At 70.7% G+C, this 20,240-nt stretch carries 20 protein-coding genes and 1 pseudogene; 11 read left to right on the forward strand and 10 right to left on the reverse strand.

Going from position 1 to position 20,240, the window contains the following annotated elements:
• Positions 1-75: 75 nt before the first annotated feature.
• Positions 76-345 (reverse strand): hypothetical protein, encoded by a 270-nt coding sequence (locus tag NAEX_RS48580; RefSeq protein WP_143140496.1) that lies wholly within the window; start codon positions 343-345, stop codon positions 76-78.
• Between the two features lie 343 nt (positions 346-688).
• Here NAEX_RS48580 and NAEX_RS32175 point away from each other — a divergent pair, with 343 nt between their 5' ends.
• Positions 689-1,576, forward strand: coding sequence for a hypothetical protein (locus tag NAEX_RS32175; protein ID WP_143140495.1), 888 nt, complete (start codon positions 689-691; stop codon positions 1,574-1,576).
• Here the strand turns inward: NAEX_RS32175 and NAEX_RS48585 are convergent.
• On the reverse strand, positions 1,557-1,838 hold the full coding sequence (locus NAEX_RS48585) for a hypothetical protein (RefSeq protein ID WP_143140494.1): 282 nt from the start codon (positions 1,836-1,838) through the stop codon (positions 1,557-1,559). The two genes, NAEX_RS32175 and NAEX_RS48585, sit on opposite strands and share 20 nt — an antisense overlap.
• Positions 1,839-2,288: 450 nt before the next feature.
• Between NAEX_RS48585 and NAEX_RS32180 the strand changes: the two genes are divergently transcribed.
• Positions 2,289-2,678, forward strand: a complete 390-nt coding sequence (locus NAEX_RS32180) for a response regulator (protein WP_096333793.1) — start codon at positions 2,289-2,291, stop codon at positions 2,676-2,678.
• Positions 2,679-2,977: 299 nt separating this feature from the next.
• On the opposite strand, the gene NAEX_RS32185 is transcribed toward NAEX_RS32180, so the two are convergent.
• On the reverse strand, positions 2,978-4,489 hold the full coding sequence (locus tag NAEX_RS32185) for an outer membrane protein assembly factor BamB family protein (protein WP_170136162.1): 1,512 nt from the start codon (positions 4,487-4,489) through the stop codon (positions 2,978-2,980).
• Between the two features lie 379 nt (positions 4,490-4,868).
• Between NAEX_RS32185 and NAEX_RS53995 the strand changes: the two are divergent.
• Positions 4,869-5,474: pseudogene (locus NAEX_RS53995) on the forward strand (transposase); the annotation flags it as partial.
• Positions 5,475-5,980: 506 nt separating this feature from the next.
• Positions 5,981-7,069 (forward strand): hypothetical protein, encoded by a 1,089-nt coding sequence (locus NAEX_RS32195; RefSeq protein WP_143140493.1) that lies wholly within the window; start codon positions 5,981-5,983, stop codon positions 7,067-7,069.
• 15 nt (positions 7,070-7,084) lie between these two features.
• Here the strand turns inward: NAEX_RS32195 and NAEX_RS51010 are convergent, their stop codons facing one another.
• Positions 7,085-7,510, reverse strand: coding sequence for a hypothetical protein (locus tag NAEX_RS51010; protein WP_170135314.1), 426 nt, complete (start codon positions 7,508-7,510; stop codon positions 7,085-7,087).
• On the opposite strand from NAEX_RS51010, the gene NAEX_RS51015 reads away from it, so the two are divergent.
• The 4 genes from NAEX_RS51015 (at position 7,500) to NAEX_RS32210 (ending at position 10,599) form a co-directional block, all read left to right on the forward strand.
• Positions 7,500-7,757 carry a hypothetical protein gene (locus NAEX_RS51015; protein ID WP_170135315.1) on the forward strand — a complete coding sequence of 86 codons (258 nt, stop codon included), beginning with the start codon at positions 7,500-7,502 and terminating at the stop codon, positions 7,755-7,757. The genes NAEX_RS51010 and NAEX_RS51015 overlap by 11 nt on opposite strands.
• 342 nt (positions 7,758-8,099) lie before the next feature.
• Positions 8,100-8,492 (forward strand): hypothetical protein, encoded by a 393-nt coding sequence (locus tag NAEX_RS51020; RefSeq protein ID WP_170136164.1) that lies wholly within the window; start codon positions 8,100-8,102, stop codon positions 8,490-8,492.
• Positions 8,493-8,575: 83 nt separating this feature from the next.
• A complete protein-coding gene (locus tag NAEX_RS51025) occupies positions 8,576-9,007 on the forward strand; it encodes a M15 family metallopeptidase (RefSeq protein ID WP_170136165.1) in 432 nt (143 codons plus the stop codon).
• A 260-nt stretch (positions 9,008-9,267) separates the two neighbouring features.
• On the forward strand, positions 9,268-10,599 hold the full coding sequence (locus NAEX_RS32210) for a cytochrome P450 (protein ID WP_143140492.1): 1,332 nt from the start codon (positions 9,268-9,270) through the stop codon (positions 10,597-10,599).
• Between the two features lie 78 nt (positions 10,600-10,677).
• Here the strand turns inward: NAEX_RS32210 and NAEX_RS32215 are convergent, their stop codons facing one another.
• From NAEX_RS32215 to NAEX_RS32225, 3 genes are all read right to left on the reverse strand, one after another.
• Positions 10,678-11,601 carry a fatty acid desaturase gene (locus NAEX_RS32215; RefSeq protein ID WP_096331320.1) on the reverse strand — a complete coding sequence of 308 codons (924 nt, stop codon included), beginning with the start codon at positions 11,599-11,601 and terminating at the stop codon, positions 10,678-10,680.
• Positions 11,602-11,776: 175 nt separating this feature from the next.
• Positions 11,777-12,547: a GNAT family N-acetyltransferase gene (locus NAEX_RS32220; protein ID WP_096331321.1), complete on the reverse strand. Its 771-nt coding sequence runs from the start codon at positions 12,545-12,547 to the stop codon at positions 11,777-11,779.
• A gap of 5 nt (positions 12,548-12,552) precedes the next feature.
• Positions 12,553-14,385, reverse strand: a complete 1,833-nt coding sequence (locus NAEX_RS32225; protein WP_170136166.1) for a heavy metal translocating P-type ATPase — start codon at positions 14,383-14,385, stop codon at positions 12,553-12,555.
• Between the two features lie 214 nt (positions 14,386-14,599).
• On the opposite strand from NAEX_RS32225, the gene NAEX_RS32230 reads away from it, so the two are divergent.
• Positions 14,600-15,523: a transposase zinc-binding domain-containing protein gene (locus NAEX_RS32230; RefSeq protein WP_096331323.1), complete on the forward strand. Its 924-nt coding sequence runs from the start codon at positions 14,600-14,602 to the stop codon at positions 15,521-15,523.
• Between the two features lie 327 nt (positions 15,524-15,850).
• Here the strand turns inward: NAEX_RS32230 and NAEX_RS32235 are convergent, their stop codons facing one another.
• Entirely contained in the window at positions 15,851-16,057 is a 207-nt protein-coding gene (locus tag NAEX_RS32235) for a hypothetical protein (protein ID WP_096331324.1), read from the reverse strand.
• Between the two features lie 302 nt (positions 16,058-16,359).
• Between NAEX_RS32235 and NAEX_RS32245 the strand changes: the two genes are divergently transcribed.
• A complete protein-coding gene (locus NAEX_RS32245) occupies positions 16,360-17,541 on the forward strand; it encodes a hypothetical protein (protein ID WP_143140490.1) in 1,182 nt (393 codons plus the stop codon).
• On the opposite strand, the gene NAEX_RS51030 is transcribed toward NAEX_RS32245, so the two are convergent.
• Together NAEX_RS51030 and NAEX_RS32250 are read right to left on the reverse strand one after the other, a co-directional pair.
• Positions 17,520-17,987, reverse strand: coding sequence for a hypothetical protein (locus tag NAEX_RS51030; RefSeq protein WP_170136167.1), 468 nt, complete (start codon positions 17,985-17,987; stop codon positions 17,520-17,522). The genes NAEX_RS32245 and NAEX_RS51030 overlap by 22 nt on opposite strands.
• 373 nt (positions 17,988-18,360) lie before the next feature.
• Positions 18,361-19,470 (reverse strand): hypothetical protein, encoded by a 1,110-nt coding sequence (locus NAEX_RS32250; protein ID WP_096331327.1) that lies wholly within the window; start codon positions 19,468-19,470, stop codon positions 18,361-18,363.
• Between the two features lie 641 nt (positions 19,471-20,111).
• Here NAEX_RS32250 and NAEX_RS54000 point away from each other — a divergent pair.
• Positions 20,112-20,234 (forward strand): hypothetical protein, encoded by a 123-nt coding sequence (locus NAEX_RS54000; protein ID WP_256254040.1) that lies wholly within the window; start codon positions 20,112-20,114, stop codon positions 20,232-20,234.
• Positions 20,235-20,240: the final 6 nt, after the last annotated feature.

Consider the following 20,240-nt stretch of genomic DNA (forward strand, 5'->3'; position numbering starts at 1 on the left):
CACCGACCCCCCATCCGCCCCGACACCCAACGGCGGACGGCGATCGTCGCGGTGGACCTCATCGAGGGTCCGGGCTCACAGCAAGTGCGCCGCGGTTCGTGCATCGCGCTGGAGCTGCGGGCGGGCTTGCGGATCAGCCGTTCGACGATGAGCCGTGATCTCCGGCTTCTCGGCCTCACGCGGAAAAAATCGCTGGTGGCCAGGGAGCGATGTACCGCCGGTGTCGTTGCGATGCGCGACGCCTTCGCCGCGCAGATGCAGTCTTGCGACCCGGAGCGCCTGCTTCCTCGACGAGTCCGGCTCGCACATCTCGATGACGCGCACCCGGGCGTGGGCGCGACGCACCGCCGGGCCTCTGGTTCGGCGGGGGTCGCTTCCGCGCCGGCGAATGTCTGGACGGCGACTGCATCCACATGGCCGACTATACCCACGATTGTGCATGTCGGGTGTCCGAGCACATGGTCACCGGCGAGTGCGCCACGGCGTGTGGTGTGGGCCCGTAGGGGGCGTCGCCTGCCGGCGAAAGACTTCGGCGAACGCGCGCCGCGATAGTGATGACGCCGAGTCGGAATCGTGACCTCGTCGCCTGTCATAACCCTGCTCCCTCGCGCGGCGCGGCGCGTCGGCGCACGGAATGAACGTGCGTTCAACACCTACGCCTCCTTGCCGATAAAGTGAAGAGCTGACAATGCCAACACGAATCCGCACCAGCCTTTCGACACAGTTCGTCGTCGTCATGTCGTGCGCCTCCATCTCGCTGCCCGCCATGGCGGTCCCGTGCCCGAAGACGGCGGTGAGAGCGGAGGCGCCATCGGTCGACGCCGGCGGCAGGGGCAATGTCGACGTCGACGCCGACGCCGACGCCAACGTCGACGCCAGGGGACGGATCGGGGGCGTGGCCGGCGATGTCGGCGGACGGATCGAGGGCACGGCCCGCGACGTCGGCGGACGGAGCGGGGACGTGGCGGGCGAGGTCGGCGGGCGGATCGAGGGCGACGTCGACGGACGGATCGAGGGCGCGACGGGCGACGTCGGCGTCTCGGTCGACGGGAAGCTGCCGGACGTCGACGCAGGCGCGCGGGCGGACGCCGACGGGCGGCTCCGGGGCGGCGCCGAGCGACCCCAGCTATCCAGACCCGTCGGCAAGTGGATGTGGGCCGGGCTCGGGCTCACGGCGGGCGCCACGGCCATCCTGTTCGGCACCTCGATGGGCCTGCTCGGCAACCTGCGCGGGGCGATGCGCGACAATTTGGTCGCGAAGGCCAAACTGACGCTGACCGACGCCGATCCGAACAACGACATCGACATCAACGGCGATATCTGCGCTCAGGCCCGCAGCGGTAACAACTCCGCGGTCACGGGCCTGTGCGACCTCGGCGAGGTCCGCCGTCGCGCGGTGATCGGCACGGGGATCACCGCGGGCCTGCTCGCCAGCGTGGTGATCGTGCTCGGCGTGGTGATCGGGGTCCGCCTCCGCCGTCAGTGCGACGATGGCAAGACCGCGCTGCGCCGGTTCAACGTGGCGCTCGCGCCGCAGCTCGGCGGCGGGATGCTCGTCACGGGGTTCCGCTTTTGAAGCGGTCGATGGCCGCGCGCTGGACCACACGGTCGAGCCCCCGAATTGGCCGCAGCGCGACGTCGCGGTCCGGCCAGCTTGGGACGAGCCGGGCCCGTGCTTGCGCGAGGACCGGGAGTGGGTCGAAGAACGAATCGCGGCGGACGACGAGCCCAGCAGATCTCACCGGCGTGCAGGTCGTCGACACCGGCACCGCCAGCCACTTGATCGGCTTGACCCGGGCGATCCGCCTGCTCGGCGGCGAGGGCGTCCTCACCGGCATCCACCCAACATCGCCCGGAGGATCGTCGCCATCGGCGTCGACCTTGCCCGCGTGCGCGTGTTCGCCAACCCGCGCGACGCGTATGTGTCTGCAGTTGCCGCATGTCTCGAACAGCGCCAGCGCCCTTCCACACGGCATAGTATGCAAGCGCCGAAGGCCCGCATCGGCACTGGCACGTCGACATCGCCTACATCAACCTCGCCGGCACCTTCTACGACCCGTGCAGGGTCCTGAGCGCGCTGGCTCGCTCGTGATCCGATCGACACCAATTGCACCCCGGGCAGCACCTAGGCTGCTACAATCTTCACGCGCAAGACGCCGCGCGCTACGGAGATGTTGCGGACAGTTCACGTTGGAGGATGTCATGGTCGTCAGAACACCGAGCACCGCCATGCCGCTGCCTCCGCGGCAAGCCGCTCATCCGTCTTCCGAGGTGATACAATGGTTGTATTGGCTAAGCTCTTGATCGTCGAGGACAACGAACTCAGCCGCGACATGCTCTCACGCCGGCTGCGTCGGCGGGGCTATGAGGTGCTCATTGCGATCGACGCCTCTCAGGCGATCGCTCTCGCCAAGAGGGACAGGCCAGATGTCGTGCTTATGGATCTTAGCCTCCCGGACATGGACGGCTGCGCGGCCACACGGATCCTCAAGAACACCGAGACGACCGCCAGGATTCCTGTTATTGCGCTCACGGCACATGTGAGTTGGAGCTACCGCGAGAGTGCCCTCGAGGCCGGCTGCGACGACTACGACACCAAGCCGATCGAGTTCCCGCGGCTCCTGGCGAAGATCGGTCGGTTCGTTCCCGAAGCCGAGGGTGGGCCGAGCACGGATTGATCTCGTCAGGGTCGCGTCAGCGCTTGGACCGATCATGTTCTTGTCCGCCGTCATGCGGGAACTGAGGTTTCCGTCGCCGTTCGCGCCGTCATCGCGAGGCGAGGTGGTTGACGATCGCGCCGCGCGCATGCACCTCCGCACTCGTCGGACTCATCGACTGGCGTGCGGCGGCGACGACGGCTCGGCCAGCTCGGCCAGCGCTTCGAGTCCGACGAATTCGACCGGGGACATGGACACCGGCGTGACATGCAGGGGCCCCGTTCGTGGCGAGCTGCGGACGCTCGCGGCGGCCGGACGGCTCACGGATTGCCGGGCAGACCGAGGCACAAGAGGCCGCCGTTCTCGACGACGCCGAGCATCGCCACGGCCGAGTTGCCGTCGCCGATGTAGACCCGGCCGCGCGAGACCACCGGACTCGAGACCGCGCGGCCGGGGAGCTCGACGCGCTTCAGCACGGCGCCGGTCTTCGCGTGCACCGCGTAGAGCGCCCACGCCGGCGGATCGCCCGGAGCCTTCTCTTCGCGCGGCGACTGGAAGTACAGCACGTCATGGGCCACGGCGAGGCCGCCGACGATCTCGGAGCCCGGGCGGGACACGCTCCACACCACGTCGCTCCCGTCGGGCGTGAGCGCCAGGACCTTGCCCTTGAACGCGGTGCTGCCGACCGGGCCGATGCGGTCCAGGCCGTGCTGATAGACGAGGCCGTGGGCCGTCGCCCCGAGGTTCTGAAAACCGCCCAGCGCGCTGGCGGTGGCGAGGTGCTGGGTGCGGAGGACGAGCTCGCCCGTCTCGGCGTCGAGCACGTGGTAGGCGCCGGCCTTGTCGCCCGCACCGACGACCCGGCCGAGCCCCGGGAGCTTGTAGAGCTTCGGCGAGTCGCCGAAGTCGAGGTCGTGGTAGCGGCCCTCGGGGTCCGGGTTGGGCAGGCCCTCGGCCCAGACGTCGTCGGCGGTCGCCTGATACGACCAGCGGAGCTCACCGGTGTGCGCGTCGAGGGCGACGATCGAATCGCTGTAGTCGCCGCCGCCGCCGTCGGGCCGCGGGGAGAAGTTCTGGCCGGTGCCGAAGTACACCGTGTCGGTGTGCTCGTCGTAGGTGGGCTGGCCCCACACGTCGGCGCCCGACGGACCGAAGGTGAACGGCGCGAGCGAGGCGGGGAGCGCCTGCTGCTCGCCGTCGGGGATGGTACGAAACCGCCACTTCTCCGCGCCGGTGGCGACGTCGAACGCGGCGACCATGCCGCGGAACGTGCAACAAGGGTAACCCTGCTGGGCCAGGATCAGCCCATAATTCTCGATCGACGAGAAGCCGACGATCAGGGTGTCGCCGGCGAGCACCATCGAATTGCCGATCACGCCGCCGAGGTCGTGGCCGTCGACGTTCGGCTTCACCCACACGGGCGCGCCGGTCTGGCGGTGCAGCGCGTACAGGTTGCCGTCCATGTCGCCGAAGATGACGTAGGGCTTGTGGCTCGGGAGCACGGCGGCGCCGACGATCGGCGTGGCGACGGCCTCGATCGGCGAGCCGATCGGCGACGGCACGACCAGGGACGCGAGCAGCGGGTTCGGCTGCAGCGGCAGGTAGGTCCACGACATGTCGCCGTCACGGTCGATGGCGTAGAAGCGGCCGAGGTTCGAGCCGACGTAGACCCGATCGTCGAGGACCACCGGCGAGGCGTGGATCGGCCCGACCTCGTGGCCGGCGTCGGCGGCGTCGAACCGCCACTTCACCTCGAGCGCGCCGACAGTGCTCGGGCGCAGCAGCTTCTCGCCGTCGTTGTAGCCGCTGCCGCGCGCGTCGTGGAGGGCCATCGCCCAGTCCTTCTTCGCGGCCGGCGATCCGTGAGACCCCGAGGCCCCGCGCAATTCAGTCGGGTCCGCATCTTCCATACAGGCCACGAATGCGGCCATGAGGACGATGACGCCGATTTTCAGGAATGTGCGTATTTCCATGATACCCCCACGTGGAAACAATGCCGCGATACACCCCATCGCGGCGCACCACCGTGGCACGTCACGACATTCTCGCGATTGAACAGCATAGAAGGGCGCAGACGGCCGCGCAAGCGCGCCGCCACGCTCCGGTGGACGACAATGCGAGGACCTGCGTTCAGATGCACCACGGGAGACGCGGCCGGTCGCCGCTTCGTGGGCCTGACTCATGGTCGGCACGAGCCGCATCCGCCGACCGATGATTCGCGGACCCGGGAGAGAGCGGATCGCCGCGCCAGTCGAGCTGCACGAGGTAGCGCTCGATCAGCGGCACCGGGACGAACCCCTGGCCGGTCAGACGGCACGAGCTCGGGGTCGTCGGCGAGATCGCGGAGGACCACAGTGCTGCAGCCCTGGCCTTCGGCGGCCTCGCCCTCGACCCGGCCAGCGGCCGCATCGCCATCGTCGGGCAGTTCCGCGGCGCCACCGACCTCGGTGCCGGGCGCGGCCTGACGCGACGCTCGCCGAGTTGTGCTTCGCGCTGCAAGTGCGGGCCGGGGTCCAGGTCAGCCGGTCCACATGTGCCGCGAGCTTACGGAGCTCGGCTTCACGAGAAAAAAAATCGCTGATGACCGTCAAGGGCGGCACGACGGCCAGAGTCTTCCTCGAGTTCATCGACAAGCACCTGGCGCCCAAGCTCCGTCTGGGCGACATCGTGGTGATGGACAACCTCGGAGCCCATCACGCAACGGGCGTCCGTGAGCGCATCGAGGCGCGCGGCGCGACGGTCGTCTACCAGCCGCCGTACTCGCCCGACCTCAACCCCATCGAGCTCGCCTGGGCGAAAATCAAGACCGCCCTTCGCGAGCGCGGGCCCTACGTCGGGATGACCCAGGCGCACGTCTTCAACGACTACACGCGGGTCACCGCGCGGACCGGTCACATCGGCAACGGCATCTCGCTGCGGGACAACGCGCAGGTCCGGATCGGCCATTGCTACTTCGATCACAGCCTGCTCGAGGGCGAGGGGATGAGCCCGTCGATCCCGACCATCACCGGATACTCGAGCGCGGTCGGCGGGCCGGGGGTCGTCACCAACGCCGAGAGCAACATCTTCGTCAAGACGGTGGAGCCCCTGATTCGAGACGCCGCCCGGGGACTTCACCCCGCCGTATTCCTACTCGCCGATCCCCGCGGAGGACGTGCCTGCGGTCGTCTCCGCCGGCGCGGGCGCGACCCTGCAGATCGAATGATTCGCGGCGCGCCGAAACCCGGCCGGGCGCGCGACGGTCCGCGCGCCCGGCGCGAGCGAGACGAGCGCCGCGCGAGCGAGCGCTTGACCGGGCGTGCAGCCGCGGGCACCGTCGCCGCATGCGTGATTTGAAATTCTCGGTCTGTCTGATCGCTGCCCTGATCGGTGCGTGCGGCGACAGCGGCCGCGCGATGGACAGCGCCGGGGCCACGGACGGGCCCGGCGTCTCGACGGCCGCCCCTGGCGGCTCGACCGGCCCCACGCCCACGACCTCCGACGGCTCGACCGTCGGCCAGGGGGGCGACGCCTCGACCTCGACCACCGGCAGCGTCGACGAGCCGACCGCCGCGAGCACGACGCCCGAGCCCGCGACGAGCAGCACCGGGCCGGTGAGCGCCGGCGAGTCGAGCGGATCGAGCGACACCGGCGAACACGGGTGCGTCATCGGCGACGTCGAGGACACGCTCGCCTTCACGTACACCAAGTCGATCGACCTCGCGCCGATCGACACGATCCAGGCCTCGTTCTACAACCAGGACGCCCAGGAGATCGTGTTCTTCTCGTACTTCGGGCCGGGCCGCCGCTACAGCCTCGACGGCACGCCGCTCGGCGACGTCATGGCCCCGCCCGAGGCCCTGCCCGCCCTCGACGGCGCCAGCTTCGACCAGATCAAGCGCGTCGGCATGCTCATCACCCAGGGCTGCGCGGTCGTCGACATCGACCCGGTGACGATGGAGACGCTCGAGGTCCTCCAGCTCGACGTGGTCAAGTTCGGCCTCCAGACCTGCGCCGGGGTCGCGATCGGCGTCGACGGCAGCATGTATGTGACCAGCTTCTTCACCGACGAGGTCGTCGTGATGACCCGCGACGGCCAGACCGAGCTCGACCGCATCGACCTCGCGGCCGTCGGCCTGCCGCGCCCCGACGGCATCAGTCTGATCGCGGGCAGCGACAACTTCCTGGTCCTCAGCACGACGGGGATCCAGTCCGCGATCCTCACGCCGAAGGGCGAGGTCATCGTCGGCCCGGCCCCGACGGGTCAGGGCCTGCCGCCGATGATCGGCGGCGGGATCACCAACCCCGACGCGGTCCTGACCGTCTGCGGCAACGGCCACGCCTGGCTGTGCGACGAGTACGGCACCCTGTGCCACGACTACGTGCCGATGGACGGCGACAAGGACGCGTGCGCCTGCACGATCCCGCAGTGACCTCCGCGCCGGCGCTCACTCGCAGGGCGTCTCACCCGGCGTGAAGCACGCGCACGCCGGCGGCGCCGACGGGTCGCTGCAAGACTCCCAGCCGAGCGGCGGCTCGGTGTAGGTCGCGCTGAAGACCATGACCTCACCGGTCTCGACCTTGAACATCGCGCTCGGGTCCCCGCCTGCGCCCGTCGCGTCGTTCGGCTGCCACACGCAGAGCTGCTGCCCCGGGGTGCAGGTGCAGGTGTCGCCCGTGAGCGTCAGCAGCACGCCGTCGAACTCGAAGGCGTGGCACTGCGCCGCGAGGCACGCCTCCACGGTGTCGAACGCCGGGCAGAGCGCCGGCGGGGAGTCGGCCCGCGGCACGCAATAGCGGCCCTCGCAGTCGTCGGTCGAGCTGCACCCGCACTCGCCGCGATCGAACTCCTCGCACTCGAAGTTGCTCGACACGCAGCCGCCCCAGTCGCTCGCCGCGAAGCAGCGCTCGTCGGGCGCGCAGTCGCTGTCGTCGCGGCACGTCGCCCGCAGGCAGCCCGACGCGTCGAAGGCGCTGAACAGGCCGCCGCAGAACTCGCTGTCGTCGGGACAATCGAAGGGCTCGCTGCAGAAGAACGAACCGTTCGCCGGGCAGTTTCCCGGCCCCGGGCCCGTCTCCCCCGGCCCGTCTCTCCCGGATCGACGGGCTTGGTCGTGGTGACCTCGGTCGTCGCGGCCTCGGTCGTCGCGGCCTCGGTCGTCGCGGCCTCGGTCGTCGCGCTCTCGGTCGTCGCGCTCTCGGTCGCGCCCGCGGTCGGGTCCTCGCCGACGGGCTTCGAGGCGATGCACGCCGCGAGGACGAGCGAGCAGGGAAGACAAGCCAGGTGCTCGAAGTGCATGTCGTGAGCTCCTTACAGCCTCCATTCCCCGGCTCGCCGGCGGTCCGTCACCGCGCCGAAAAAATCTTCGCGCCGCCCCGGCCCGCGCGTTCGCGAGCGATCGCCCGCGCACGGACCCGACGGTCCGCCCTGGCGCGATGGGGGGCTGGATGGATGTGAGGCTGATGCTCGAGCGTGAACCGGCGGGCGCGTGGATCAGACTGGCCCGGGCGTCGATCGTTCACCCGCACATGGAGGGCGCGGTGCGCAGTCTCGGATGGCCCCGGGGACAGATTGCGGACTGGCGCTTCCCGCCGACGCCGGGGTGTCGGGGACTGCATGTCCACGAGTACGCCGACCGCTGGGAGGCGCACGTCGATCGCGTCCATCCCGCCTGCGATCCGCTCGGGCACCTCCAGCACGATGCGCCGCAGATCCTCATCGGCGGGGGCGCGCTCGTTGGCGGCCTCCTCGGCCTGCTTCTCGTTCGCCGCCAAGGACGGGGCCTCGCCATGGGAACCACGGCGGGGGCGCTCGTCAGGCTCGCCCTCGTCTCGGCCCGCTCGTCGCGAACATGAGCGCCACGCGTCCATCACGATGGATCCGCGCCACGGGGGCTGTTGTGCTTGTTGGCGCGGCAGGCGTCGGTCTTCACCGACTGGTGCGCCGGTGGGAAGCGACCCACCCGCGCCCGGCGGTCGGCTACGTTGACGGCAAGCCGATCGCGCTACAGGTCGTCGAGCTCGACGGCAAGCCGGTCGAGGTGACGACCGCCGCGGCGTTGGGACGCATGCGCGAGGCGGCGGCGAGAGACGGCGTGCAGCTGGAGAACGTCGGCGGCTTCCGCACGATGGAGGAGCAATCACGCCTCCGCGAGTGCTACGTGACGTGCAGCTGCAACAACTGCAACTACGCCGAGGCGCCCGGCCACAGTCAGCACCAGTCCGGCCGCGCGCTCGATCTCAACGCGAGGGCGCCCGGCGTCTTCGCGTGGCTGTCGGCGCACGCCGCCGAGCACGGGTTCTACAACACGGTCCCCGGCGAGCCGTGGCACTGGGAGTTTTGGGCAACGGGTGCAGGACAAATCGTGTAGCTGCCGACACCGCCGCCGGCGGCGACACCGGCGGGCGGCCGCTCGTCGGCTACATCCGGGCCACCACCTCGACCGACCGGGCCGGTGGCCGGGCTCGCGCCCGACCTCGGTCGAGGGAAGCGCGAGGACGGCGGCGATCTGCTGCCACGTGCCGTCGGCGCACCAGCCGTGCGCGGGGTCCGCACGCACGGAGTCCACGGGTCTCGCGCGTCTCACCGGTCGCTTCCGCTGCGCGCGGAAAAGAAGGTACGATCGACCAGGTGTCACCCTCTTTCGTGCCCGAGCTCCGCGGTCTGACGCGCCACGGCAACACCCTGGCGTTGATGCTCGACACGGACCGGTTCATGACCCGCGCATTCGCCCGCGGTGATGCGGTGCGAGCGCGGTTCGGCGGTGACCAGGTCGTCCTCGTGCGGTCGCCGGAGCTGACCGAGCAGGTGCTCGTGAGTCACGGCCGCAGCTTCATGAAGGACCGTATCACCCGCGACCTCGCCGCGCTGCTCGGCGAGGGGCTGCTGGTCAGCGACGGCGAGCCCTGGCGCCGTCACCGCCGGCTCGCCCAGCCGGCGTTTCACCGCGAGCGGATCGCCGGTTATGCCGGGCAGATGGTCGAGACGGCGCGGCGTCATGCGGCCACATGGCGCGAAGGACAGGCCGTGGACCTATTCGCGCTGTTGATGCGACTGACCCGCGACGTCGTCACCGCGACCCTGCTCCGCGGCAGTCCCGTGCAGGACGCCGACGAGTTCGGCGAAGCCCTCGAGACGCTGATGGCCCGCTACGCCGACTGGCGCCACGCGGTGTTTCCCTGGCTGGCCCGGCTCCCGCTGCCGGAGAACCGCCGGTTCGCGGCGGCGCGCCAGCGGCTGTACGCGCAGATCGACGCCGTCATCGCCGAACGGCGGCGCAGCGGGTGCGACGACCGCGGCGACCTGCTCGGGATGTTGATGGCGGCGCGCGACGAGGATCCCGCGCAGATGAGCGACGAGCAGCTGCGCGCCGAGGTTCTGATCTTCTACCTCGCCGGGCACGAGACCGTTGCGATGGCGTTGTCGTGGGCGTTCGCGCTGCTGTCGCGGCGGCCGGACGCGTGGGACCTGCTGACGCGCGAGGTGGACGCGGTGCTCGGCACGCGCGACGCCACCGCCGAGGACGTACCGAAGCTCGTGTACACCGAGTCGGTGATCCTCGAGTCGATGCGCCTGTACCCGCCGGTGTGGACGATCGGCCGCGAGGCGCTCGAGGACGTCGCGCTCGACGGACTGACGCTGGCCCGCGGGACGCAGGTGTGGATCGTGCAATGGGCGGCGCACCGCAACCCGCGCTATTTCCCGCAGCCGCTCGCGTTCCTGCCCGAGCGCTGGAAGGGCGATCTCAAGGCCGGGCTGCCGCGGTTCGCCTACTTCCCGTTCGGCGGCGGGCCGCGGCAGTGCATCGGCAGCGGCTTTGCGATGCTCGAGGCCGTGCTGGTCCTGGCGACGCTGGTCCAGCGCTGGCGCCCGGAGATCGCGCCGCGCGACCAGCCGACGCCGCTGTTCTCGATCACGCTCCGCCCGAGCGGCCCCGTACGGGCCCGCTTGCGGGCCCGTTGACGAACGCCGGCGAGCGCGAGCGGTGGAGCCGCTGCTCATCGGCGTGTCGACCCGCAAGTGCCAGCGCTCGCCCCACCGTCATCGGCCTGCGCGACGCTCCGGCGGCGTCCGCCACAGCTCCTTGATCAGGGCGAGATGCCAGCGCAGGTACGACGGCGACGAGTTGACCACGCGGTCGCCCAGCGCGGCCCGGATCCGGTGCTGGCGGTGGTACGGGACGCCCGGGAGGAGGTGGTGCTCGGCATGGAAGTTGTTCTCCCAGTAGAGGTAGCTGAAGAGCCGGTTGGACACGGTGGACCGGGAGGCGCCGAGGGGCTCGGGCACCCGGGGGCAGCCGTAGTGCTCGGGCAGGGCGGTGAGCGTGAAGACCGGCGACATCAGCAGCACGGGCACGCCCCACAGCAGCAGCACCAACCGGGGCGCGGCCACGGCCGCGGCGACCAGGCCCGCCGTCACCGTCAGCACCAACAGGGCGTCGAGGCGGACGGCGCGGCGCTGGCGACGGGTACGGACGAACCCGGGGAAGCGGCCGACGAGGGCGAAGAGCGACAGCTTCCACATTTGAAACAACATGACCAGGCCGGTGAAGGGCGCGGCGGCGAGGTATTCCCACACGGAATGGAATTCGGCCTGCGGCTCGGGGTCGCCCGCGAGTCGCGTCCAGCGGTGGTGCTCCAGATGAAACGCCTTGTACAGGGAGAAATTGAGCGGGAGCAAGAGGCACCACAGCTCGGCCAGCGCGCGGTTGAGACCCTTGTGCCGGGCCAGGTTGCCGTGCACCCCCTCGTGCGAGGCAGATAGCGCGCCGTTGAGGACGACCGCCTCCGCCCCCCAGACCACGACCCACACCACGGGATGGGAGGCCCACAGGGCGACGAGCGACGCCGTGACGCAGCCCCCGAGAATCACCGCCGTCCGCACAAGCGAGGGCAGGGCAGTGGCTCGCTGCAGCTGCTCCGCCTCGACCAAGGATTGGATATCCGCGGGAATGCGAATGCTCATGACAAGGCTCCCTCGAGTCGCGCCCACGATACGGAAGACGACCACGGAGGGCGACCACGAAGGGCGACTCCGCGATCCGGCTCCGCGACCGGGCGTAGGGATGGAGACAGCCGGCCGGAGGGCCTACCCGAGCTCGCTGACGACCGCCGGCGAGCGCAGCGACAGGGCGGTTCCGTCACCGCCGGAGCCCGCCGGCCCCGGAGGCACCGCCGCCGGCGAGGTCCGGATTCTTGTACAGCACCATGACGCCGACGTTCAGGCTCGCCGGATCCTCGATCCAGTCGGGCAAGACGGCCGCGATCCCGAACCCCGGATGCTTCAGGTACTTGCTGAGCACCGGATCGGGAGCCTCCGGTTCGCGCGGGCGAAGGTTCGCCGTAAATGCCACGCCGTCGTGCACGAGTCCCCCGACCCGACGCGCGCAACCGAGCGCGTACCAGGTCGCCAGCTGCCTGCGATCGATCCCGGACGCGTCGGTCCCCAGGCGCTCGCAGTAGGCCGCGAAGCCGGGGATGCGCGCGAAGCCGAAGTAGTACCGACGACCCTCGCGCCGCAACTGCTCGAAGATCACCTCGAACAGGGCGCGGCCGGCCCCGGGCATCGACGAGCACACGCTCATCCCGTTGATGGAGTTGCCGGCGGCCCGGTGCGTCCGCCGCGTGAACCCGTGGTCCGTGAATGCCGCGTTGGTCGTGAGCCCGGCGATGTCTCCGAGGTCGAAGTCGAGGTACTGCGAATAGCGGTACCCGACGACGTGGCCGGCATGGGTCGCGACGAGCAACCCGGAGGGGTTCACGTCCAGCCAGCACCGGAAGTGCTCCTCGCCGTAGACCTCCATTCCGGCGCCGCCGAACTTTGCGCGGTCCAGCGCCGCCAGGAGGGGCACGTCCGCCGGCGTGGCGGTCCGGATCGTGAAGCCGGCGAATGTGCCGATCACGCCGATCATGCCGGTCAAGGCGACGCCCCCTCCAGTCGCGGCCCGTCGGCGGCGCGCTCGCCGTCGGCCGGGCTTCGACGTGACCACGTCGGCAGGGTGTTGACGGCGATGCCGAGCCCCGCGCTGGCGGCGAACGCCAGGTTGATCGTGGCCAGGCTGATGTGGGCGATGAACACGCCGGCCACGCACGCGACCGACGAGCCCATCGTGATGATCAGGTTGTGGCGCTGGTCGCGGGCGAAGGCGTCGCCGAGGTCGAACACGTCGGCGAGTCGTCGCAGCGTCCCGTCCATGAGGACGACCTGGGCGCTGTCGACCGCCGGAGCCGCCGCGTTGCGCAGCGACACCGACAGGGCCGCCTTTTTGAGCGCGATCGCGTCGTTGATGCCGTCGCCGACGAAGCAGACGGTCCGCCCCGCGACCTGCATCGTGTCGATGAGCCGCGCCTTGTCCTCTGGCAGCTGCTCGGCGTGGACGTTCGGGATCCCCAGCGCGTCCGCGAGGGCGCGGGTCGGGGCCTCGCGATCGCCCGACAGGACATGGACAGCGAGGCCCCGCGCGCGCAGGCGGTCGATCAGCGCCCGGGCCTCGGGCCGGACGACCGGCGCGAGGACGAGGCTCCCGATCACTGCGGCACCGACCGCGACCCACACCCGCGAATGGATCCCCGCGCCGGTGTCGTCGGCGTCGGGCACCGCGATTCCCTGCTGCTGTATGAAACGTCGGCTCCCGGTCAACACCACCGCGCCGCCGACCGCGGCGCGGACACCGTGCCCGAGCGTGTACTCGACCTCGGTCGTGGGCGCGAGCTCCACTCCGCGAGCGGCCGCAGCGGCCGCGATCGCCTGTGCGATCGCGTGGGTCTGGCGCTGCTCGACGGATCCCGCGTACGAGAGGACGGTCCGTTCATCCGCGTCGCCGAGCGGGTCGATCGCCACGACCTTCAGCTCGCCGAGCGTCAGCGTGCCCGTCTTGTCGAACACGACGGTGTCGACCCGCGGCAGCGTCTCGAGCGAGCGACCGTCCTTGACGAGCACGCCGCGGCCCGCGGCGGTCTCGATGTAGTTGAGCATCGACCACGGGCTCAGCAGCCGCAGAATCGAGGAGAAGTTCGACGACAGGATCCCGAGCATGGCCGGCGCCCCCTGCAGGACGCCGGCCGCCGCCGCGACGGCGAACGTCGGTACGGTCGTGCTGTCCGACACGCGTTCGCTGCGCAGCTCGAGCTGCTGTTCGTAGGCGACCGTGCGCCGGAGCGCGGCCTCGATGCGGGCCGCCGCGGTATCCGACCCCGTGCGAGCGACACGGACGACGAGCCGCCCGCGGAGTATCACGGTGCCCGCGTGCACTTCGTCGCCCGGCGTCTTCTCGGCCGGCTGGGCCTCGCCGGTGAGGAACTGCTGGTCGATGGCGGCCTCGCCGCGCTCGACGACGCCGTCGACCGGCATGAGCTCGCCGGCCCCGACGACGACGAAGTCGCCGACCTGCAAGCGGTCGAGCGGCGTGGCGACCTCGGACCCGTCGACGAGACGCCAGGCGATCGCCGGCGCCTCCGTGAAGACCCCCTCGATGGTGCCGCGCAGGCGACCCTTCGCCGCGAGGCGCAGCCGGATCGCCACGAAGTAGACCCACTGCGCGAACCCTGCGAGCACGCACAGTCCGGCGCCGAGCGCGATCATCACCGCCGAGGTGTCCACGAACTCGGCGCCGACTCGCCGCTCCACCTGCCACTTGCGCCACCCCGTGCGCAGCACGTCGACCGTGTTGTAGACGATGCATCCGATCCCGAGGATCGTCGCCGGCGCCCACACGAGGGCGCCGGTCGCCGCCAAACCGAGCCCGGTCACCGCCAGGGCATGACTTTCGCGTACCCCCTCGGCCTCGGCGATCGCCGCCGCGTTCGCAGCATCAATGTCGTCCTCCGGCGGCGCGGCGCCAGAGTCGGGTTTCGCGGGATCCGCGGCAAGGTGTTCGTAGGCCCTGCGCGCCAGGTACACGACACCGCCGACGAGTAAGATCTCAAGACCGAGCATCGACCATCGTTACCAGAACGGCCGACGGATGGCCAGCTTCGCGCGCAGGGTCCCCGGGGAGTGGCGGTTGGCGTATCAGAACGGGACCAGCCAGTTCGACACCTGGCACTGGGGTCCCGGCAAGTACTCGCTGCGCGTGTTGACCGGGGGCACCGCGACGGCCGGCGAGCCGTGGCGCGAGCTGCAGCTCGACCTGAAGGGGCATGAGAGCGACCGGGTCGTCCCGCTCGTCGTGCGCCTCGACTTCGAGGCGGACGGGACCGTGCGCCAGCGCGACTGGTCGCTCGTGCGGACAGCCTGCCGCACCTGCGGAGACGAGCTGCGGGTGCCGTTCGCGCGTCGAGGACGCGGCTTCTGCCCGTCCTGCATGGGCCGGCGGATGGCCGAGGGCGCGGCGCTCTTGGTCGACCATGTGCTGCCCGCCGTCGGGTACCGACAGTGGGTCCTCTCGTTCCAGGGCCCGCTGGCGGTGCGGCTCGGCTACGACACCGACCTGCTCGCCGCGGTCTGCGAGAAGCTGGCGCGGGCGGTGGTGCAGGACATGCGGCGCGCCGTGAAGCAGCTGCACAGCCTCGCCTCGGTCACGCCGCTGCGCGCCGGCGTCATGGTCGCGGTGCAGCGATTCCGCAGCGACCTCGGTCTCTACGTCCACCTGCACGGCCTGGTCACGGACGGCGTCTTCGAGGACCTCGGCGAGGGCATGCGCTTCCTGCATGCAGACCCGCCGACGCCAGCGCGCATGACCGCCTCGCCGCAGTGGAAGATCCGCGGGATGTTGGGGTGGTTCAGCGCCGACAGGATCTTGGCCGCGCGCAGGAACCGGATCACGTCGTCCTCGCCCGGATCTGCGCTGCGCAGCACCTTGAGGGCAACCTCGCGTGATAGCCGGCGATCCGAGGCGCGATGGACGATCGCGCTGGCGCCGACGCCGATGACCTGGAGCTTGTCGTAGCAGTCCGTGGTAGCGACCGCCCGACGCCGAGCTAGATCCATCGCGTGCAGCTCGATCGCGACGCCTGTTACGACGCGCCCGCGCCCGCGACCGCCGCCGGCCGTCGCCGCGGATTCACCGTGGCACTCGAGCCGCGCGGCACCGCCTTCCAGCGCGCCGGCTAGCGCGCGCTCGCCGACATCGGCTGCACCGGCAACTCGCTGACCGGCTACGCTGGCGGCCTCGCGGCCAAGCAGTGGCTGCTCGCGCACGAGGCGGTGCTCGTCCCACTTGCCGTGAACTATGGCAGACGCACGTGACCATCCGGCGACCGGGCGATCGGCCGCGTCAAAGAGGGCGCGGCGGGTCGCCGACGAGCTGGGTGAAGCGTTGGGCGAAGCCGGAGCGGGAGAGGCGGACGAGCGCGGCGAGCTTGGCGACGGTCCAGGGCTCGCTCACGCGGGCGTGCATGAGGTTCAAGGCGTGATGCACGGGGGGGTCGGAGAGGGCCTCGACCAGGCCGCAGCCCTCGTGGGTCGGGAGGTAGCGGAGCACCTGGACGAACAGGACGTCGACGAGGCGCTGGAGGATGAGGGTGCTGGCGGGGCCGGGAGAGGCATCTCGGCGAGCATGAGGTCGATGGTGGCTGCGCTCCCCAGCCGCGGAGCAGCGCCGGAGGTGGACAGGACCACGGCCTGGGGGACGCGCGCGAGCAGGACGGGCCTCATGCCGCCGGTGTAGGGGAAGAAGCCGGTGAGCAGGATGGTGAAAGCTCCGTCGCCGCCGATGCGGGTGGGCCCGGGGCCGGTGTCGGCGGGTTACTGGCCCGCGGCCCGCGGTTCTGATAGGCAAGGACGATGCCGAGGCCACCACCGATGGGGGCGATCGCCCGCGCGGGCAACGACCTGGTGCGTGGAAGCGGCGACGCTCACGGCCATGAATTGGCGCTGTCGACCGGCGCGCTGGCGATCGGCGACGTGCTGACCGGTACGGCGGGCCACGTGCAACTCGGCGTACCCGCGGTCCGGGTCGACCTGCACGACGTGCCGCGGCGGGGCTACGAGCACGACGACAATTACGACGAAGGCGGCGCCGTCATCCTGGTCGGCGTGCGTGCGACGCGGGTGGTCACCTGGGTCTCCGTTCCGACCGCCGGCGTCGACTCGGGCATCTTCGGCGTGTGGGACGCGGCCCGGCCGCCCGGGCCCGGAAACTCCAGCCACGCGTCGACCGGCTTCGGCGGGCTGCTGGGCCGCCCCGTCATGGCGCTCGAGACCGGCGACGGGTGGTTCGCGGCCGTCGCCGGCAAGGACGTCGACGGCGCCGTCAGCGTGCTGGTCGCCGGCCCGGGCGTCGACCCCCGGCGGTTTCGCGTCGCCGATCCGGCCGAGCTCGCAGCCCGTGCAGCCCTTCCGCTCGGCGCCGACGCCTGCCCCGTCACCAACTGGCTGCTGTCCGGGCTCGACGAGGCCACCCAGGCGCTGGCGCGCACGTACGCGGCCGCGTTCGCGCCCCCGCGCAACCGCCGGCGGGCCCGGCCGCGACAGCTCGCTCGTCTCGCGCTCGTCGCCACCTGGGCCCTGCGCCGCTGGCACGCCCTGATCGCGCCGCTCTGCCCGGCCGAGGCGGGCGTGCTGGCGGACATCACGGTCCCGATCGAGGGCGGCCTCGACTGGCTCGGACCCGCCAACCATCTGCTCGACCTGACGATGCCCGCCCGCGCCTTCGATCGCGAGCAGGAGCTGCACAGGACGATCGACCGCGCCACGATCTATGCGATGTACGAGCAGATCACGGCGGCGCGACAGCGACGGGTCGGCGTCGCTGCGCTCCAAGCGATCCGCGCGAACGTCCAACTCGACTACGGGCGCAAGGAGATGCTGAAGATCCTCTGCGCCGCCCTGCACTGCTCGCTGCGGCATCACGCGATCAGCGGCGGCCCGCACGACGCCGACGCGATCCTCGACGCCGTGCTGACGCGCCTCGACGAGCAGCTGCCGCCCGCCGCGCTGATCCGTCAGCTCGCGGAATGCACGTAGTGTAAGCGCTCACGGCGAAGCGAGGGCGCTCGGGTCCTCCGGACGCGCGGCGTCAGCGATCCTTCGGCGCGCCCACCCACCGGGCGAACCCGTCGAGGCCGGGGATCTGGTAGCTCCAGAACGCCTCGATCGCCTCCGACCGCGGTCGCGCTCGGCGACTTCGACAGCGATGGCCGGCTCGACGTCGCGACCGCGAACTCGGCCACCCGCGACGTATCGGTCTTCCTCGGCGACGGCGCCGGCGTGTTTGCCGAGAGTGCCCGCTCCTCGCCGCCGACCTCGACGCCGACGGCGAGCTCGACCTCGCCGTCACCAACGCCTTCGCCATCCAAAACGCCGCCGCATACGGGGCGGAGCGCCGTCTCCGCGCCCTGTTCGAACGCGCCGCCTTCACCGTCCTTCGTCGAGAGGCGCCAGACCCCAACCGCCGCCGCCTGCTTCCTCATCGCGCCGTCGCTGGTGTCTTTAACTCGGAGAAGAAATCGACTCCTTAATCGATCACAGTTGAACGTCGGTTATGTGGACTCGGGACGCTGCCGGGACGCTGCTCAGTTCGCGCTCTTCCTCTATGGCTCGGGCTCCTTCTCCGATGGAGAGGTCGTGCAACGACCGCGAGTGGAGGCCCCGAGGTTGCGCGTGAACCATCTGCATCGGCAGGACGTGGTTAATGGGGGGAGGATAGGAAGAACAAACTGCGTTTTGCTGGGACGTCTTGGCGCTCCCAGGGCTGACGGCGGCCCGGGCCGCGTCCGATAAGAGGCGTTTCGTAAACTCTTTGTAGGTGATTCGCGTGGCCTCGGCGTGGCCGGCCTGGCTCCGTCACCGCGTGCGGCTCGATGACTTGGCCTTCGGCTTCGCAGCCGGCTTGTCCCATGCGGCGCGCTGTGCGGGCTCCAGTCCGTCCGCGACCGCGTCGAGCTCGCCCTTGCGATACAGCTCCGCGGCGACCTTCTCGAGCGCGCCGGTGAGCGCGACACGGCCTCCGAGCTGCGGCACGAGCGCCGCGAGCAACGCCGTCATCGCATCGCGGCCCGCAGCGGGGTACTTCGACGCGAACGCCGCGAGCTGCTCGGCGAGGGCGATGCGATCCGCGAGAGGCTCGGGGCGCGCGAACAGCTTGGTCAGGCTGCCGCCGTCGCGCTCGCCGCGTTCGAGGCGAACCAGCGACGTCGTGCCCGCCGCGGCGACGAGCTCGGCCCATGGGCGCGTCTCGATCGCGGGCTGGGCTGCGTCGCGCTCGAACAGCGCGGCCACGCCGAGCGTGTCGTCCCAGTCGAGCGCGCTCCACGCCGCGAACAGCGTGTCGCGCTGCGCCGGCGTGAGGCCCTTCAGCGGCTCCTGCCGGCCGAGGGCGTCGTCGATGCGATCCACCCAGCGCAGGTCGTCGCCGGGCAGCACGAGCTCGAGCGAGCGCTCCGTCCCACGCAGGGCCATGAAGCGGACCCGCCGCAGCAGCAGGCGCAGCCGCGCGCCGGCGCGTTTCGTCGCGAAGCCGTCGACGCCGGCGAGCTCGCCGAGCGCACGCTCGATCAACTGCACCGTGTGCGCACCGCCGCCGAGCGCGCCCTCGCACACGCGTGACAACGTCTGGTACGTGCCGTCGAAGTCATCGCGCTCGATCGCCCACCTGCCGTTGCGCACGAGGTTCTCGAGGAACGCCTCCGCGACGGCGGGCGGCGCGAACTCGGCGAGGTCCGCCGACGTGGAATCGGCGAGCTGCGTCTCGCGATACGCGAGCGCGTCTCGCATGCGCTCGGCGAACCGCTCGAAGCGCGCCGGTGGCAGGCGGTGCAACGCTGCGTTGAGCTCGGGCGTCATCGGGCAATAGTCGCGGTAGTGCTCCGCGAGCAGCTCCTCGAGCTGTGCCGGTACATCGCCGCGGGCATCACCGTCGAGGAAGCGCTCGACGATCTCGTCGTGAGTCATCATTGCTCCTGACGTGTCACCGTTTCATGGGGGCGCGCGGCCACGGGCGATACATCGCGCCACGTACGGCCGATACGTTGCGTCATCGAGTACCATGCGGCGATGGCCCTGCTTACAAAGAGTTTGCGTAACCAATAGATTGCGGGAGCGCGGCCGAGGCGTAACCGGTGGCCAGGCGGCTGCACCCGGTCGCGTAATCTATCGTTGGACGGAGCCGATGCGCGGCAGCCGCGAGGCGGTGTCAGTCGCGGGTATGGGGAAGTTGGCGGAGAGTGCGGCGGCGAGGAGCGCGGAAGGCGCCCCGAGCGAGCGGACTTCGCGTGTCGCGCCGTCGATGAGCCGGGTCGCGTCGGCGATCGGACCGCGTGGAGCACCGATGCGGCGGGCTCTTTCGGAGATGCGGGCAGAGGAATGCGGTCCCGCGATCGCCCATGGATCGCCGGTGAGCCGAGGACCACGCGTCAACCTCGCCGATCGGGGTTCCGTGCGCGGCCCGTATGGGCTACGGACGGCGAGTTCAGTGAGCCTTCCATGTCCCAGGTCTTGCGCGCTCCCCGCGCCGGCTCAACTCCCACTTGTCGCTCGGATCCCGTCCCGCATGCCCCGGACGGACCCGCATTCTGGCCAAAGGACGGACACCGCCGATGGCGTTCCTCGTGTCGACGCTCTACACGCTGATGAACGAGGTCACCGAGGAGATCGACGCGAGTGACGAGCAGGCGTTCGTCGCTCGCCTCGCCGAGAGCTTCGCGCTCGCGCTCCGCTGAGCTTCG

Origin of the sequence: Nannocystis exedens (genome assembly GCF_002343915.1) — a bacterium.
Lineage (GTDB): Bacteria > Myxococcota_A > Polyangia > Nannocystales > Nannocystaceae > Nannocystis > Nannocystis exedens.